The sequence below is a fragment of the Streptomyces sp. NPDC031265 genome (assembly GCF_055570295.1).
The window spans coordinates 1-14,543 of sequence record NZ_JBVIHM010000010.1 but is presented as its reverse complement, the minus strand read 5'-3'; the positions used below and the strand labels follow the sequence as shown (position 1 = coordinate 14,543).

Here is a 14,543-nt window from a genome sequence, read left to right as displayed (position 1 = left end):
GCTTTACGTTCACCGGGCAGCCGTTCGTGGCCCGAGGAGGTCGTGCCGTGCGCCCCAACGCCGTTGCCCCGCTGGTCCTCGCCACCGCGCTCGCCGCCGGTTCGCTCGCCGCCTGCGGCGGCGGCTCCGGCGGTGACTCCGCCACCGTCAAGGTCGCCTACAACCGCTCCACCGACAACAAGGTGCGCTTCAAGGACGCCTTCCTGGAGTCGGTGAAGGAGCAGTTCGAGAAGGACCACCCCGGCAAGAAGGTCAAACTCGTCCCCATCCAGGCCCCGGACAACGACTACGCCACCAAGGCCCAGCAGATGATGCGCTCGGCGAAGACCGCGCCGGACCTGGTCTACGAGGACACCTTCCGCATCAACTCCGACATCAAGGCCGGGTACCTGAGACCGCTGGACGACCAGTTGGCGCAGTGGGACGCCTGGAGCCGCTTCGTCCCGACGGCGAAGGCGGCCGCCAAGGCGGAGGACGGCAGGACGTACGGCGTCCCGGACGGCACCGACACCCGGGGCCTGTGGTTCAACAAGCAGCTCTTCGCCAAGGCGGGCCTGCCCGCCGACTGGCAGCCCCGGAACTGGGCGGACATCCTCGACGCCGCCCGCACGGTCAGGAAGAAGGTCCCCGGCGTCATCCCGCTCAACGTCCTGACCGGCAAGGCGGTCGGCGAGGCAGCGGTGATGCAGGGCTTCGAGATGCTGCTGTACGGAACCGGCGAGAACCCGCTGTACGACCCGGCCGCCAAGAAGTGGGTCACCGGCTCGCAGGGCTTCGAGGACGCGCTGGACTTCGTACGGACGGTGTACGGGGAGAAGCTCGGCCCGGACGTCTCCGACGCGCTCGACCCCAATGTGAACACCCGCGTCGCCACCGAGTGGCTGCCCGAGGGCAAGCTCGCGATCGCGCTGGACGGCTCGTGGCTGGGCCAGTTCTGGGGAGCCAAGGGCGCGAAGGAGTGGCCCGACTGGCCGGCCGTGCTCGGCCAGGCCGCGATGCCGACCAAGGACGGGCAGGCGCCCGGCCGGGTCTCCCTCTCCGGCGGCTGGACCTGGGCGATCCCGCAGAAGGCCGGGCACCCGGAGCTGGCCTGGGAGTTCCTCAAGCAGATGCAGACCCCGGCCAACGCGGTGAAGTGGGATGTGGCGGACGCGCAGATCGCGGTGCGCGACGACGTGGCGAAGGACCCCGCGTATCTGAAGTCCATGCCGGGCATCGACTTCTTCACCGGCCTGGTGAAGTACACCCACTACCGCCCGGCCCTGCCGGTCTATCCGCAGGTCTCCTCCGCGATCGGGGAGGCGATGGAGGCGGTGACCACGGGCGACTCGTCGACGGAGAAGGCGGCCAAGGCGTACGACGGGCAGCTGCGGACGATCGCCGAGGGGGCGGTGACCCGGTGAGGGCCCGGCCGGTCCGCTGGCTGCCGCTCGCCCCTGCCACCCTCCTCCTGCTGATCTTCCTCGCCGGACCCATCGGCTACTGCGTCTACATCGCCTTCACCGACATGCAGCTGACCGGCTCGTCCGGCACCAGCTTCGTCGGGTTCGACAACTTCCGGCGGGCGTTCGCCGACCCCGGCTTCCGCAACGCGGTGTGGCTGACGGTGGTGTTCACCGTGGTCTCCTCGATCCTGGGGCAGAACACCCTGGGCCTCGCCCTGGCCGCCCTGATGCGGCGCGCCTCACGGCCGGTGCGCACGCTCACCGGGACGCTGGTGATCGCGGCCTGGGTGCTGCCGGAGATCGTCGCGGCGTTCCTGCTGTACGCCTTCTTCCGCCGCGAGGGCACCCTCGACGCCATCCTCCACTGGCTCCATCTGCCCACCCAGAACTGGCTGTTCAGCCTCCCCATCCTGGCGGTCTCCTTCGCCAACGTCTGGCGTGGCACCGCCTTCTCCATGCTGATCTACTCGGCCGCGCTCGCCGAGATCCCGCAGGAGATCACCGAGGCGGCGGAGGTGGACGGCGCGAGCGGGCTTCGCCGTCTGTGGCACATCACGCTGCCGATGATCCGCCGCTCCATCGGCACCAACCTGATGCTCAACACCCTCCAGACGCTCTCCGTGTTCGGGCTGATCTGGGCGATGACCCGGGGCGGCCCGGGCCGGCGCAGCCAGACGCTCCCGGTGTTCATGTACGACCAGGCGTTCCTGAAGAGCCTGATCGGGTACGGGACTGCGGTGGCGCTGCTGCTGCTCCTGGTGGGGGCGCTGTTCTCCGTCGTCTATCTGCGGCTGATGAAGGTGGAGGTGTGAGGGTGCCCCGACGCACGGTGCCCGGACGCGTGCCCCGGCGCGTGCCCCGACGCGGGCCGCGCCGCCGGACCCGGGAGCGGCTGGCCGCCGACGCCGCGCTGTTCGCGGTCGCCGCCGCGTTCGCGCTGCCGCTGCTGTGGCTGCTGCTCTCCTCGCTCGACACGGACGCGGACCTGCGGGCCCGGGTGCCGGGCTCCCCCACCCTGGACAACTTCTCCGCCGTGTGGACCGACGAGATCACCTTCACGCCGATGCTGAACAGCCTGGTGCTGTGCGGCGGCGCGACCGTCCTGACGGTGGTGTGCGCGGTGCTCGCCGCCTATCCGCTCTCCCGCTACCGCTCCCGGCTGACCCGCCCGTACCTCCTGACCGTCCTGTTCACCACGTGTCTGCCGATCACGGCGGTGATGGTCCCGGTGTACGGGCTCTTCGTGCAGGTCGACCTGATCGACACGGTGTACGGCACGGCCCTGTTCCTGGCCACCGCGCAGCTCCCGTTCGCCATCTGGCTGATGAAGAACTTCATGGACGGCGTGCCCAGGGTCCTGGAGGAGGCGGCGTGGACGGACGGGGCGTCGATGCCGCAGACGCTGTGGCGGGTGGTGCTGCCGCTGATGGGGCCGGGCGTGACGGTGGTGACCATCTACACCTTCATCATGCTGTGGGGGAACTTCTTCGTCCCCTTCATGCTGCTGCTCTCGCCGGACCGGCTGCCCGCCTCGGTCTCGATCTTCACCTTCTTCGGCAACTACGGCTCGGTGGCCTACGGCGAGCTGGCGGCGTTCTCCATCCTCTATTCGACGCCGGTGCTGCTGCTCTACGTGGTCATCGCCCACCGCCTCGGCGGCGGCTTCGCGCTGGGCGGGGCGGTCAAGGGGTGAGACGTCGGAATCCGTCGCGCGAGAAGCCGTCACCGACGACCCGTCACCGATAAGCGGAGACGTACATTCCTACGAGTTGACAGATTTGGGTGAACACACCGTGGTCAGCCGTCACCCTGTGCACCTACGGTGTGCGCGTGCACCCCACCCCGCCGTTCAACGCCCCCGCCATGCGCCGTCTGCGCGAGGCGCTGGGCATGGCGCCCGGCCATGTCGCCTACGGCCTGTACGCCCAGTACGGGCTGCGGGTCTCCCCCGAGACCGTGTCCTCCTGGGAACGGGGCTTCGAAACGCCCGACGCCCGTGAGCTGACCGCGCTGGCGGGAGTGCTGTGGTGCTCGCCCGGCGATCTGATGGCCGCGGCCGCCACCCTGCGCGAGCACCGGATGGCGCGCGGGCTCAGCCCGGAGGACCTGGCCCGGCGCGTGGGACTCGACGCTGGGGCGTACCTCCGGATGGAGGAGGCGGGCCGGTGGCGCGGCAACGAGCGCCAGTCCGAGGCGCTGGCGGAGGCGCTCGGCCTGTCGCTGCGCGAGTACGTCACGGCGACCGGGCAGCACGAGGACCTGGCGGAGCTGCTGCGCAGCGCGGTCACCACGCGCTGGCAGGCGTACGTCCGCCCGGCGTCCAAGCTCCTGCCGCTTCCGCGCCACCACCTCCAGGACGTCCTGGAGCAGCTGCACACCGACTACCAGGGCCGGATGGTGTCGACGATGAGCTGGGGGTCGAGCGGCTCCACCGCCGAGTCGACGGCGGGCGACGCGGGCCGCGAGTTCCTGGACCGGATAGTCGACCACTTCTGGGCCCTGGCCCAGCCCTGAGCGGTCCCGGGGCGGATCGGCTCGTCCGACCTGCCGGAGGCGGGCCTTCCGGCCCGCCCGGCACCGGCTCAGAAGACCGACTCGGCCTCGAACATCCGCTCCGCCGGGACCGTCTTCAGCTCGGTGACCGCCGACGCCAGCGGCGCCATCACCACGTCCGTGCCGCGCAGCGCCGTCATGTTGCCGAAGTCGCCCCGGTGCACCGCCTCCACCGCGTGCCAGCCGAACCGGGTGGCGAGGACGCGGTCGTACGCGGTGGGCACGCCGCCGCGCTGGACGTGGCCGAGGATGACCGGGCGGGCCTCCTTGCCCAGGCGCCGCTCCAGCTCGATGGCCAGCCGGTTGCCGATGCCGGCGAACCGCTCGTGACCGTACTGGTCGATCGCGCCCTTCTCGTACGGCATGGCGCCCTCGGCGGGGTGCGCGCCCTCGGCGACGCAGATCACCGCGAACTTCTTGCCGCGCGCGAAGCGCTCCTCGACCATCTTGACCAGGTCTTCGACCTCGAAGGGCCGCTCGGGCAGACAGATGCCGTGGGCGCCGCCGGCCATGCCGGACTCCAGCGCGATCCAGCCCGCGTGGCGCCCCATGACCTCGACGACCATGACGCGCTGGTGCGACTCGGCGGTGGTCTTCAGCCGGTCGATGGCTTCGGTGGCGACCATGACGGCCGTGTCGAAGCCGAAGGTGCGGTCGGTCGCGGAGATGTCGTTGTCGATGGTCTTCGGTACGCCGACCACCGGCATCCCGGCGTCGGAGAGCATCCGGGCCGCCGTCAGCGTGCCCTCGCCGCCGATCGGGATGAGCGCGTCGATGCCGTAACGGCGGGCCAGCTCCGCGCAGTTCTCGGCGGCCTCGCGCAGCCGGGCGCGCTCCAGGCGGGCCGAGCCGAGGATGGTGCCGCCGCGCGCGAGGATGCCGCTGACGGAGTCCAGGTCGAGCGGGCGGAAGTGACCGTCGAGCAGGCCCTTGAACCCGTCCTCGAAGCCGATGACCTCGTCGCCGTGGCCGGTCAGGGCCCGGTGCACGACCGACCGGATCACTGCGTTCAGGCCGGGGCAGTCGCCGCCCGCGGTGAGGACTCCGATGCGCATCGTGACTCAGTCTCCTGCTCTGTGGTGCCGTGCCCGCCGGCGCGAGGAACCGGGCCGACGCCCCGATTGTCACACGCACCTCACGGCCCCCGCCCTCCCAGCGCCGCCGCGCTGCTCCGCCGGAGGCCTTTGGTCCCTTGGGTCCGGGACCTTCGTCCACACCTCCGCCCGGCGGGCGCTTTAACCACCCGCAGGGGTATTGTCAAGAGGGCGAGGCTGCCCCGTCGCGATTTTTTTCGTCCGCCGGAGCCGCCCGCCGCAAGCACCGCCCGAGCCGCCCACCAGCTACGACGCCACAGACAGACGACACAGACAGGGGAGAGCACGCGTGACGCGCAGCGTGTACGTGACCGGGATCGACCGGGGAGACGGCCGACAGGTCGTCGAGCTGGGAGTCATGGAGCTCCTGACCCGCCAAGTGGACCGGGTGGGCGTCTTCCGTCCCCTCGTGCACGACGGGCCGGACCGCCTCTTCGACCTGCTCCGCGCCCGCTACCGGCTGTCCCAGGACGCCGCGACCGTGTACGGCATGGACTACCACGAGGCCTCCGCGCTCCAGGCCGAGCGCGGCACCGACGAGCTGGTCTCGCAGATGGTCGAGCGCTTCCACAAGGTCGCCCGCGACTACGAGGTGGTCCTGGTCCTCGGCACCGACTTCGCCGACACCCAGCTCCCCGACGAGCTGTCGCTCAACGCGCGCCTGGCCAACGAGTTCGGCGCGTCCGTGATCCCGGTGGTCGGCGGCAAGGGCCAGCCGGCCGAGTCGGTGCGGGCCGAGGCGCGCAACGCCCACCGCGCCTACGAGGCACTGGGCTGCGACGTGCTCGCGATGGTGGTCAACCGGGTGAACCCGCAGGACCGCGAGGCCATCGCGGACCGGCTGAAGGCCCAGCTCCCGGTGCCCTGCTACGTACTGCCCGACGAGCCCGCCCTCGCCGCGCCCACCGTCGCCCAGATCACCTCGGCGCTCGGCGGAACGGTGCTGCTCGGCGACGACGCCGGGCTCGCCAGGGACGCGCTCGACTTCGTCTTCGGCGGCGCGATGCTGCCGAACTTCCTCAACGCCCTGACCCCGGGCTGCCTGGTGGTGACCCCGGGCGACCGCGCCGACCTGGTGGTGGGCTCGCTGGCCGCGCACAGCGCCGGGACGCCCCCGATAGCGGGCATCCTGCTGACCCTGGACGAGCGGCCCGGCGAGGCCATCCTCAAGCTCGCCGACCGGCTCGCGCCCGGCACCCCGGTGGTCGCCGTGACCGGCGGCTCCTTCCCGACGGCCGGTGAACTCTTCGCCCTCGAAGGCAAGCTGAACGCCTCGACCCCGCGCAAGGCGGAGACCGCGCTCGGCCTCTTCGAGCGGCACACCGACACCGCCGACCTGCTGGCCCGGATGTCGGTGGCCCGCAGCGGCCGCGTCACCCCGATGATGTTCGAGCACGAGCTCATCGAGCAGGCCCGGGCGAACCGCCGCCGGGTCGTGCTCCCCGAGGGCTCCGAGGAGCGCGTGCTGCGCGCCGCCGACATCCTGCTGCGCCGCGACGTCTGCGAGCTCACCCTGCTCGGCGACGTCGAGGTCATCCGCAAGAAGGCCGCCGACCTCGGCATCGACGTCACCAAGTGCGAGATCATCGACCCGCACACCTCGGAGCTGCGCCAGCGCTTCGCCGAGCGGTACGCCGAGTTGCGCGCGCACAAGGGCGTGACGGTGGAGCTCGCGTACGACGTGGTCGCGGACGTCAACTACTTCGGCACCCTGATGGTCCAGGAGGGCCTGGCCGACGGCATGGTCTCCGGCTCGGTGCACTCCACCGCCGCCACCATCCGCCCCGCCTTCGAGATCATCAAGACCAAGCCGGACGCCTCGATCGTGTCGTCCGTCTTCTTCATGTGCCTCGCCGACAAGGTGCTCGTGTACGGCGACTGCGCGGTCAACCCGGACCCGAACGCCGAGCAGCTGGCCGACATCGCGGTCCAGGCGGCCGCCACCGCGGCCCAGTTCGGCGTGGACCCCCGGATCGCGATGCTCTCGTACTCGACCGGCACCTCCGGCTCGGGCGCCGACGTCGACAAGGTCCGCGAGGCCACCAAGCTGGTCCGCGAGGCGCGCGAGGACCTGCGGATCGAGGGCCCGATCCAGTACGACGCGGCCGTGGAGCCGTCGGTGGCCGCGACCAAGCTGCCGGGCTCGGAGGTGGCCGGGCAGGCCACCGTCCTGATCTTCCCGGACCTCAACACCGGCAACAACACCTACAAGGCCGTGCAGCGCTCGGCCGGCGCCGTGGCCGTGGGCCCGGTGCTCCAGGGTCTGCGCAAGCCGGTCAACGACCTCTCGCGCGGCGCCCTCGTCCAGGACATCGTCAACACCGTCGCCATCACGGCCATCCAGGCCCAGGCGCAGGCAAAGGGGCAGGAGACCTCCGCATGACCAGCACCGACCCGACTCCGTCGCGCGTCCTCGTGCTCAACTCCGGCTCGTCGTCGGTGAAGTACCAGCTGCTCGACATGGCGGACTCAGCGCGTCTCGCGGTGGGCCTGGTCGAGCGGATCGGCGAGGAGACCTCCCGCCTGGTGCACACCCCGCTGACCGGTGGCGACAAGCGCGAGCTGACCGGCCCGATCGCGGACCACGGGGCGGCCCTGAAGGCGGTCTCCGAGGAGCTCGCCAAGGACGGGCTCGGCCTGGACTCGCCGCAGCTCGCCGCGATCGGCCACCGGGTGGTGCACGGCGGGCTGAGGTTCAGCGCGCCGACCGTCATCACCGAGGAGGTCATGGCGGAGATCGAGCGGCTCGTCCCGGTCGCCCCGCTGCACAACCCGGCGAACATCACGGGCATCCGCACCGCGCAGTCCCTGCGCCCGGACCTGCCGCAGGTGGCCGTCTTCGACACCGCCTTCCACACCACGATGCCGGAGCACGCTGCCCGGTACGCGATCGACGTGGAGACCGCCGACGCGCACCGCATCCGCCGCTACGGCTTCCACGGCACCTCGCACGCGTACGTCTCGCGCGAGACCGCGAAGCTGCTCGGCAAGGACCCCTCCGAGGTCAACGTCATCGTGCTGCACCTGGGCAACGGCGCCTCGGCGTCCGCGGTCCGGGGCGGGGTGTGCGTGGACACCTCGATGGGGCTCACGCCGCTTGAGGGCCTGGTGATGGGCACCCGCTCGGGCGACATCGACCCGGCGGTGACCTTCCACCTGGAGCGGGTCGCCGGGATGTCCACGGACGAGATCGACACCCTGCTCAACAAGAAGAGCGGCCTGGTCGGGCTCTGCGGCGACAACGACATGCGCGAGATCCGCCGCCGGATCGACGAGGGCGACCAGCGCGCGGCGCTCGCCTTCGACATCTACATCCACCGGCTGAAGAAGTACATCGGCGCCTACTACGCGGTCCTGGGCAAGGTGGACGCGGTCGCCTTCACCGCCGGGGTGGGCGAGAACGCGGCGCCGGTGCGCGAGGCCGCCGTGACGGGTCTGGAGGAGCTGGGGCTCGCGGTCGACGGCGAGCTCAACGCCGTACGGTCCGACGCGCCGCGGCTGATCTCGCCGGAATACGCGCGGGTGGCCGTGGCGGTGGTACCCACGGACGAGGAGCTGGAGATCGCGACGCAGACGTACGCGCTGGTCCGGTCCGGTGACGGCGCGAGCGGTGCGGGCGCCTGAAAAGGACCGGTTCCCGGGCCACGCCTGAGCGCCCCTCCGCCCATTTGTACATTCCACCAGACGGAATATTCCGGAGCGAAACAAACCGATAGGATCGCCTCATGCGCCGTTCCAAAATCGTCTGCACCCTGGGCCCCGCCGTCGACTCCTACGAGCAGCTGACTGCTCTGATCGAGGCCGGTATGAACGTGGCCCGCTTCAACTTCAGCCACGGATCCCAGGCAGAGCACCAGGAACGGTACGACCGTGTCCGCAAGGCCGCCGCGGACACCGGCCGCGCGGTGGGCGTGCTCGCCGACCTCCAGGGACCCAAGATCCGCCTGGAGACCTTCGCCGAGGGCCCCGTCGAGCTGGTGCGCGGTGACGAGTTCGTCATCACCACCGAGGACGTCCCGGGCGACAAGTCGATCTGCGGCACCACCTACAAGGGGCTGCCGGGCGACGTCTCCAAGGGCGACCCGATCCTGATCAACGACGGCAACGTCGAGCTCAAGGTGACCTCGGTCGAGGGCCCCCAGGTCAAGACCATCGTCATCGAGGGCGGTGTCATCTCCGACCACAAGGGCATCAACCTGCCCGGCGCGGCGGTGAACGTCCCGGCCCTGTCCGAGAAGGACATCGAGGACCTGCGGTTCGCCCTGAGGATGGGCTGCGACCTGGTCGCCCTCTCCTTCGTCCGGGACGCCGACGACGTCAAGGACGTCCACAAGGTCATGGACGAGGTCGGCCGCCGCGTGCCGGTCATCGCCAAGGTCGAGAAGCCGCAGGCCGTCGAGCACATGGAGGGCGTCGTCATGGCGTTCGACGGTGTGATGGTGGCCCGTGGCGACCTCGCCGTCGAGTATCCGCTGGAGCGGGTCCCGATGGTGCAGAAGCGCCTCATCGAGCTGTGCCGCCGCAACGCCAAGCCGGTGATCGTGGCGACCCAGATGATGGAGTCGATGATCACCAACTCGCGCCCGACCCGCGCCGAGGCCTCCGACGTGGCCAACGCCATCCTGGACGGCGCGGACGCGGTCATGCTCTCCGCCGAGTCCTCGGTCGGCGCCTACCCGATCGAGACGGTCAAGACGATGTCCCGCATCGTCGAGGCCGCCGAGGAGGAGCTCCTCTCCAAGGGCCTCCAGCCGCTCGTCCCGGGCAAGAAGCCGCGTACGCAGGGCGGTTCGGTGGCCCGCGCGGCCTGCGAGATCGCGGACTTCCTGGACGGCAAGGCGCTGGTCGCGTTCACCAAGTCGGGTGACACGGCCCGCCGCCTCTCGCGCTACCGCGCGGCCCAGCCGATCCTGGCCTTCACCACGGAGGCCGGCACCCGCAACCAGCTGGCGCTGAGCTGGGGCGTCGAGTCCTTCGTCGTCCCGCACGTGGACAACACGGACGCGATGGTCGACCTCGTGGACGCGGAGCTGCTGAAGCTCAAGCGGTACAACGAGACCGACACGATGATCATCACCGCGGGCTCGCCCCCCGGCGTCCCCGGCACCACGAACATGGTGCGGGTGCACCATCTGGGTGGCGGCCAGAAGGGCTGACGCGTCCTCAGCAGTACGTGAGGGGCGGGGGCGGCGCCACGGAACTGTCCGGGGTGCCGCCCTCGCGCGTACGCGGCGGGGGACCGTCATCCGGAGTCCGTTGCCCACTCGCGGAGTGCCCGCAACAGGATCTACACATTCCGTGGGGTACGTTCGCGTTCATGCGCGCCCCGATAACTGTGCAGTTCAGCCGCCCGCTGGCCATCGCGGCCCTCACCGCGGCGGCGGTGGTCTCCGGTGTCGCCCCCGCGGCGGCCCACCCAGGGAAGCCGGGCACGCCGTCGCCCGGGAAGCCGAGCCCCGGGGTACCGCGCGCCGGAGCCCCCAAGCAGCCCCCGGCGTCCATGTCCACGCTGGGCGGCGAGCAGCTGGGCCGCCCGGGCCCGCAGGCCGGCGAGGGCGCCCCCGCGCTGCCCGCGGGCCTGTCCGCGCTCTCCTGGATGGTCTCGGACGCGGACACGGGCCAGGTGCTTGCCGCGAACAACGCCCACTGGCCGCTGCCGCCCGCCTCCACCCTGAAGATGCTCTTCGCGGACACGGTGCTGCCCGTGGTGCCGGGCACGACGAGCCACAAGGTGGAGCCGACGGAGATCACAGGCATGGGCGACGGCAGCAGCGCGGTGGGCATCGTCCCCGGCCAGACCTACCAGGGCGCGGACCTGTGGCGTGGTGTGTTCCTCCGCTCCGGCAACGACGCGGTACACGTCCTCGCGTCGATGAACGGCGGCGTACCGAAGACCGTGACGGACATGCAGGCGAGGGCGGACGCGCTGGGCGCCAAGGACACCCACGTCCGCAGCCCCGACGGCTACGACGCGGAGGGCCAGGTGTCGTCCGCGTACGACTTGTCCTTGTTCCTCCGCTCGGGCCTGAAGAACAAGGACTTCAAGGAGTACTGCGCGACGGCGGACGCGAAGTTCCCGGGCGGCCCGAACACCAAGGGCAAGCCGTTCGGCATCTCCAACACCAACCGCATGCTGTCGGGCATCGACGGGGTGGCCAAGTACCCGGGCCTGATCGGCGGCAAGAACGGCTACACCACCCACGCCGGCAACACCCTGGCCGAGGCCGCCACCCGCGACGGCCACACGATCCTGGTGACGGTGATGAACCCCCAGGAGAACAAGCGGGACAAGGTGTACACGGAGACGCGCGCGCTACTGGACTGGGGCTTCACGGCGGTGGGCAGGGCGAAGCCGGTGGGGACGCTGGACGCGGTGAAGCCGACGGCCCCGCCCAAGCCGGCGGGCACGGCGGCGGCGAAGACGGACTCGTCCGGGATGGGCGTCCTTGGCTGGACGGGCTTGGGCGCGGGGGCCGCGGTGGCGGCGGGGGTGGCTTATGTGGTGTTGAGGCGGCGGCCGGTGCGGATGCGGCGGAGGGGGTAGGGGGTGACCGGCGCAGCCCCGTTCCGGCCGGGCTCGGCCAGGAGGGACGCGCCCACCGGCTGCGCTTGGCTGCGCTGGATCACCAATGGTCGGCGGGGCTGTACGCCCCACCCCTGAGCCCGTCGACGAAGTCCCGCAGCACGGCCCGCCCGATCACCAAAGCCGGTCCAGCGGGACGTTTCGAGTCACGTATGGCGACATGGGCTGCGCCCACCTCGGCCGTCTCGACGCAGTCGCTCTGCGCCGCACTGTAGCTGGATTTCATCCAAGTCACGTGCAGCGTCGAAGCGTTCGGGATGACCTTACTCATGGTTCGCGTCCTTCAGCTCGGCGATCAGGGCGAGGGAGTCCTCGAACGAGAGCGCCGCAGCTTGCATCCGTTCGAAGCCCTGGCCATAGATTTGCACACGCTCCCGGTCTTCCACGTAGAGGGCGTCAGCCAAGCTCTCCAGGTGCACGACGTCGAGGTCCCGGTGCTCGGCGAAACCGAGGATCGTGAAGGGGCCCGTCACACCGGGATGCAGAGCAGTGCCGTCCGGCAGCACCTGGATGCTCACGTTCGGGAGCAACGCGCGGTCGATCAGCCGCTGCAACTGGTCACGCATTGTCGAAGGATTCAGGCAAGTCGCATTGAGTGCCGACTCATGGATGACGGCCCACAGTTCGAGCGGTTCATCGCGCGTCAGCACCACCTGCCGAGCCAGCCGCACCTCAACCAGTGCGTCCACCCTGTTCTCGATCGCGGCCGTCATCGCGGTGCTGCCGATCGCCTCCTTCGCGTACGCGGCGGTCTGGAGCAGGCCCGGGATCAGCCCGTACTGAAACGTACTGATCCGGGACGCCTCCGCCTCCAGACTGATCAAGTCCTCGTAGAGCGGCGACAGAGCGCCCTTGTACGAGTGCCACCACCCCCGCTTGCTGCCCTCACGAGTGAGGGTGAGCAGGGCCGCCCGCAGGTCGGAGTCACTGACACCGTAAATGTCGAGCAGTGCCTCAACATCCGCTGCCTTGGCCGCCGTTCGGGCTGACTCGATACGCGAAATCTTGGGCGTGTTGAGCTTCTGCTTCGCGCCCTTGGCGGCGACCTCCTCCAGCGTGAGCCCAGCCTCGTCACGGAACGCGCGCAGTTTGGAGCCGAGTCGGCGCCGCCGAACCGTAGGTGCACTCATCCACAACTTCCCTCCACGTCCCCGTGTCGATGCGGCAAGTCTGCACCGTCCTGCGATCACCATGCCAACGGCGCAGGAGCACTGCGACACACCCCTGGCACGGAAGAGTGAAAATTTTCATTTCTACAGCGACAGCCTTGCACGATGAGTAAGTTGACCGACGCCTTGCGATGGAGCGCACTCGATGAGTGCTGCTCCCTGGCCAACTGCACCGCCCTGGAGGCTCCATGCACCCCACGGCAGACCACAGTCCAAAGTGTTACGAGCAGCACCTCCACGCCCGACCGGAAGTCCTCGCGGCCGTCCGCCAAGCCATTCGCGCGCACCTCGACTCCTGGGGACTCGGCCACCTGGCCGACCCGGCAAACCTCTGCCTGACCGAACTGCTGGCCAACGTCGGCAAACACACCGACTCCTCAGAGTGCCAGCTCACCGTCCACCACCACGGCGACCGAGTCCGCGCCACAGTGAGCGACACGGCACACGCTCTGCCGGTCATGAGGGAACCGGATTTCCTGGCCGAGAGCGGCCGGGGCCTCTTCCTGATCGAGCGCACGGCCCACGCGTGGGGCGCGGCGCTGACATCAACCGGAAAGGAAGTCTGGTTCGAGTTACGGATCAGACCACCGCAGCCCGGACCCAACGAAAACGCCCCGACGACCGTGGTACCGGTCACCGGGACACGTCGACCAAACTCGTAGGAGCAGACGACATGAGCGACCATATCCGCGCCGCCCGTGCCGGAGCACCCCAGTGGGGGTGCTCGTGATGAGGGAAATGCAGCAATGGCGAGCCGGATGGGCCCGCGCCTCCGACGCTACGGAAGCGCTCAGGAAAGCGCTGGACGATCTCGGAGCCGCAGAGGGAGTCCGGGAACGACTCAGGCCCATCGTCAGCGGCAGAGGGACGCCGTGGGTGGAGCTCGGAATGATCCCCGCATCGCTGGCAGAAGCCATGGCGGAAGCGATCCGTACCGGACTGTCCAGTGGATTGTCTGCCAGAGGTACCACCGAGTTGAGCGGCTTGGCCGACCATCGTGATGGCAGAAGGCGACGGGGCCGTTAGGTCGGGGTGAGACCCAAGAAGGTGGGGCTGCACGTCTGTCTTATCCGCGTGCAGCCCCGCGCTTGCGTCCGTCCCCTCTCCGGTCAGTCCACCGTGCCCCACTCGGCCGGATACTCCGGCGGCCATGTCTTGGAGAAGTCGAAGAGCGACTCACGATCCAGAAGGTCGAACTCGGCCTCCCGCCAGCCCGGCTTACCACCTACGACGAAGCTACCCCCGTCGCCCGGCTCAAGCATCCACGTCCACTGGGCCTTGTCCGCTTCGATGCCGTGCCGCTCACGCAGCACTGCGAACTCAGCCTCGGTGGCTCGGCGAATGTGAAGGCCCTCCTCGTAGTACGGCTTGAGGAACATCAGCTCCACGTGACCGATGTAGACCTCCACTCGGGTAGTGGTCTTGTCGATCACGGTAGCTTCGCTCCACAACATCAGCTGACGATGCGAAGGGTTGAAGCTGACAACCCTGAACAGTCTTCCTCTACGGATGAACTCCGGCATCGATCACCACTCCTCGAGATCGGTATCACTGAGCCTTTTCCAATCTGACTGCGGTGTCGGCCTGTTGAGGGCCAAGGGCTGTACGCAACGACGAAGCTCCTGGTAGACGGGTTCTCAACCAAGATCACCCATGTCCGCCAGGAGCTTCGCGTGCTTGCCTACCCGTCGTCGATCGA

Annotated in this window: 13 protein-coding genes; 9 read left to right on the top strand and 4 right to left on the bottom strand. The window is 69.7% G+C overall.

The features are described from left to right. Positions 1 to 47: 47 nt before the first annotated feature. From ACZ499_RS17265 to ACZ499_RS17250, 4 genes are all read left to right on the top strand, one after another. Positions 48 to 1,403: an extracellular solute-binding protein gene (locus ACZ499_RS17265; protein ID WP_468675834.1), complete on the top strand. Its 1,356-nt coding sequence runs from the start codon at positions 48 to 50 to the stop codon at positions 1,401 to 1,403. Then, a complete protein-coding gene (locus ACZ499_RS17260) occupies positions 1,400 to 2,257 on the top strand; it encodes a carbohydrate ABC transporter permease (RefSeq protein WP_468675832.1) in 858 nt (285 codons plus the stop codon). The genes ACZ499_RS17265 and ACZ499_RS17260 overlap by 4 nt, the downstream gene beginning before the upstream one ends. 2 nt (positions 2,258 to 2,259) lie before the next feature. Further along, on the top strand, positions 2,260 to 3,138 hold the full coding sequence (locus ACZ499_RS17255) for a carbohydrate ABC transporter permease (protein WP_468676121.1): 879 nt from the start codon (positions 2,260 to 2,262) through the stop codon (positions 3,136 to 3,138). A gap of 170 nt (positions 3,139 to 3,308) precedes the next feature. Then, positions 3,309 to 3,959, top strand: a complete 651-nt coding sequence (locus ACZ499_RS17250) for a helix-turn-helix domain-containing protein (RefSeq protein WP_468676120.1) — start codon at positions 3,309 to 3,311, stop codon at positions 3,957 to 3,959. Between the two features lie 68 nt (positions 3,960 to 4,027). On the opposite strand, the gene ACZ499_RS17245 is transcribed toward ACZ499_RS17250, so the two are convergent. Beyond that, positions 4,028 to 5,053: an ATP-dependent 6-phosphofructokinase gene (locus tag ACZ499_RS17245; RefSeq protein ID WP_466972508.1), complete on the bottom strand. Its 1,026-nt coding sequence runs from the start codon at positions 5,051 to 5,053 to the stop codon at positions 4,028 to 4,030. A 328-nt stretch (positions 5,054 to 5,381) separates the two neighbouring features. On the opposite strand from ACZ499_RS17245, the gene pta reads away from it, so the two are divergent. From pta to ACZ499_RS17225, 4 genes are all read left to right on the top strand, one after another. Continuing rightward, entirely contained in the window at positions 5,382 to 7,475 is a 2,094-nt protein-coding gene (gene pta / locus ACZ499_RS17240; RefSeq protein WP_468675830.1) for a phosphate acetyltransferase, read from the top strand. Further along, positions 7,472 to 8,716: an acetate kinase gene (locus ACZ499_RS17235; protein ID WP_468675828.1), complete on the top strand. Its 1,245-nt coding sequence runs from the start codon at positions 7,472 to 7,474 to the stop codon at positions 8,714 to 8,716. The genes pta and ACZ499_RS17235 overlap by 4 nt, the downstream gene beginning before the upstream one ends. Positions 8,717 to 8,817: 101 nt before the next feature. After that, positions 8,818 to 10,248: a pyruvate kinase gene (gene pyk / locus ACZ499_RS17230; protein WP_468675826.1), complete on the top strand. Its 1,431-nt coding sequence runs from the start codon at positions 8,818 to 8,820 to the stop codon at positions 10,246 to 10,248. 161 nt (positions 10,249 to 10,409) lie between these two features. Next, on the top strand, positions 10,410 to 11,636 hold the full coding sequence (locus ACZ499_RS17225; protein WP_468675824.1) for a D-alanyl-D-alanine carboxypeptidase family protein: 1,227 nt from the start codon (positions 10,410 to 10,412) through the stop codon (positions 11,634 to 11,636). Between the two features lie 79 nt (positions 11,637 to 11,715). Here ACZ499_RS17225 and ACZ499_RS17220 read toward each other — a convergent pair whose 3' ends face one another. After that, positions 11,716 to 11,946: a DUF397 domain-containing protein gene (locus ACZ499_RS17220; protein WP_468675823.1), complete on the bottom strand. Its 231-nt coding sequence runs from the start codon at positions 11,944 to 11,946 to the stop codon at positions 11,716 to 11,718. Further along, positions 11,939 to 12,805 carry a helix-turn-helix domain-containing protein gene (locus ACZ499_RS17215; protein ID WP_468675821.1) on the bottom strand — a complete coding sequence of 289 codons (867 nt, stop codon included), beginning with the start codon at positions 12,803 to 12,805 and terminating at the stop codon, positions 11,939 to 11,941. The genes ACZ499_RS17220 and ACZ499_RS17215 overlap by 8 nt, the downstream gene beginning before the upstream one ends. A gap of 227 nt (positions 12,806 to 13,032) precedes the next feature. On the opposite strand from ACZ499_RS17215, the gene ACZ499_RS17210 reads away from it, so the two are divergent. Then, positions 13,033 to 13,506, top strand: coding sequence for an ATP-binding protein (locus tag ACZ499_RS17210; RefSeq protein ID WP_468675819.1), 474 nt, complete (start codon positions 13,033 to 13,035; stop codon positions 13,504 to 13,506). Between the two features lie 447 nt (positions 13,507 to 13,953). On the opposite strand, the gene ACZ499_RS17205 is transcribed toward ACZ499_RS17210, so the two are convergent. Continuing rightward, positions 13,954 to 14,367 carry a hypothetical protein gene (locus tag ACZ499_RS17205; protein ID WP_468675817.1) on the bottom strand — a complete coding sequence of 138 codons (414 nt, stop codon included), beginning with the start codon at positions 14,365 to 14,367 and terminating at the stop codon, positions 13,954 to 13,956. Positions 14,368 to 14,543 lie beyond the last annotated feature (176 nt).

What these genes read in the sequence shown, in the direction of transcription:
- ACZ499_RS17250 (WP_468676120.1), top strand. Translation starts at nt 3,309, where the DNA reads ATGCGCCGTCTGCGCGAGGCGCTGGGCATGGCGCCCGGCCATGTCGCC.
- ACZ499_RS17245 (WP_466972508.1), bottom strand. Translation starts at nt 5,053, where the DNA reads ATGCGCATCGGAGTCCTCACCGCGGGCGGCGACTGCCCCGGCCTGAAC.
- ACZ499_RS17235 (WP_468675828.1), top strand. Translation starts at nt 7,472, where the DNA reads ATGACCAGCACCGACCCGACTCCGTCGCGCGTCCTCGTGCTCAACTCC.
- pyk (WP_468675826.1), top strand. Translation starts at nt 8,818, where the DNA reads ATGCGCCGTTCCAAAATCGTCTGCACCCTGGGCCCCGCCGTCGACTCC.
- ACZ499_RS17225 (WP_468675824.1), top strand. Translation starts at nt 10,410, where the DNA reads ATGCGCGCCCCGATAACTGTGCAGTTCAGCCGCCCGCTGGCCATCGCG.
- ACZ499_RS17220 (WP_468675823.1), bottom strand. Translation starts at nt 11,946, where the DNA reads ATGAGTAAGGTCATCCCGAACGCTTCGACGCTGCACGTGACTTGGATG.
- ACZ499_RS17215 (WP_468675821.1), bottom strand. Translation starts at nt 12,805, where the DNA reads ATGAGTGCACCTACGGTTCGGCGGCGCCGACTCGGCTCCAAACTGCGC.
- ACZ499_RS17210 (WP_468675819.1), top strand. Translation starts at nt 13,033, where the DNA reads ATGCACCCCACGGCAGACCACAGTCCAAAGTGTTACGAGCAGCACCTC.
- ACZ499_RS17205 (WP_468675817.1), bottom strand. Translation starts at nt 14,367, where the DNA reads ATGCCGGAGTTCATCCGTAGAGGAAGACTGTTCAGGGTTGTCAGCTTC.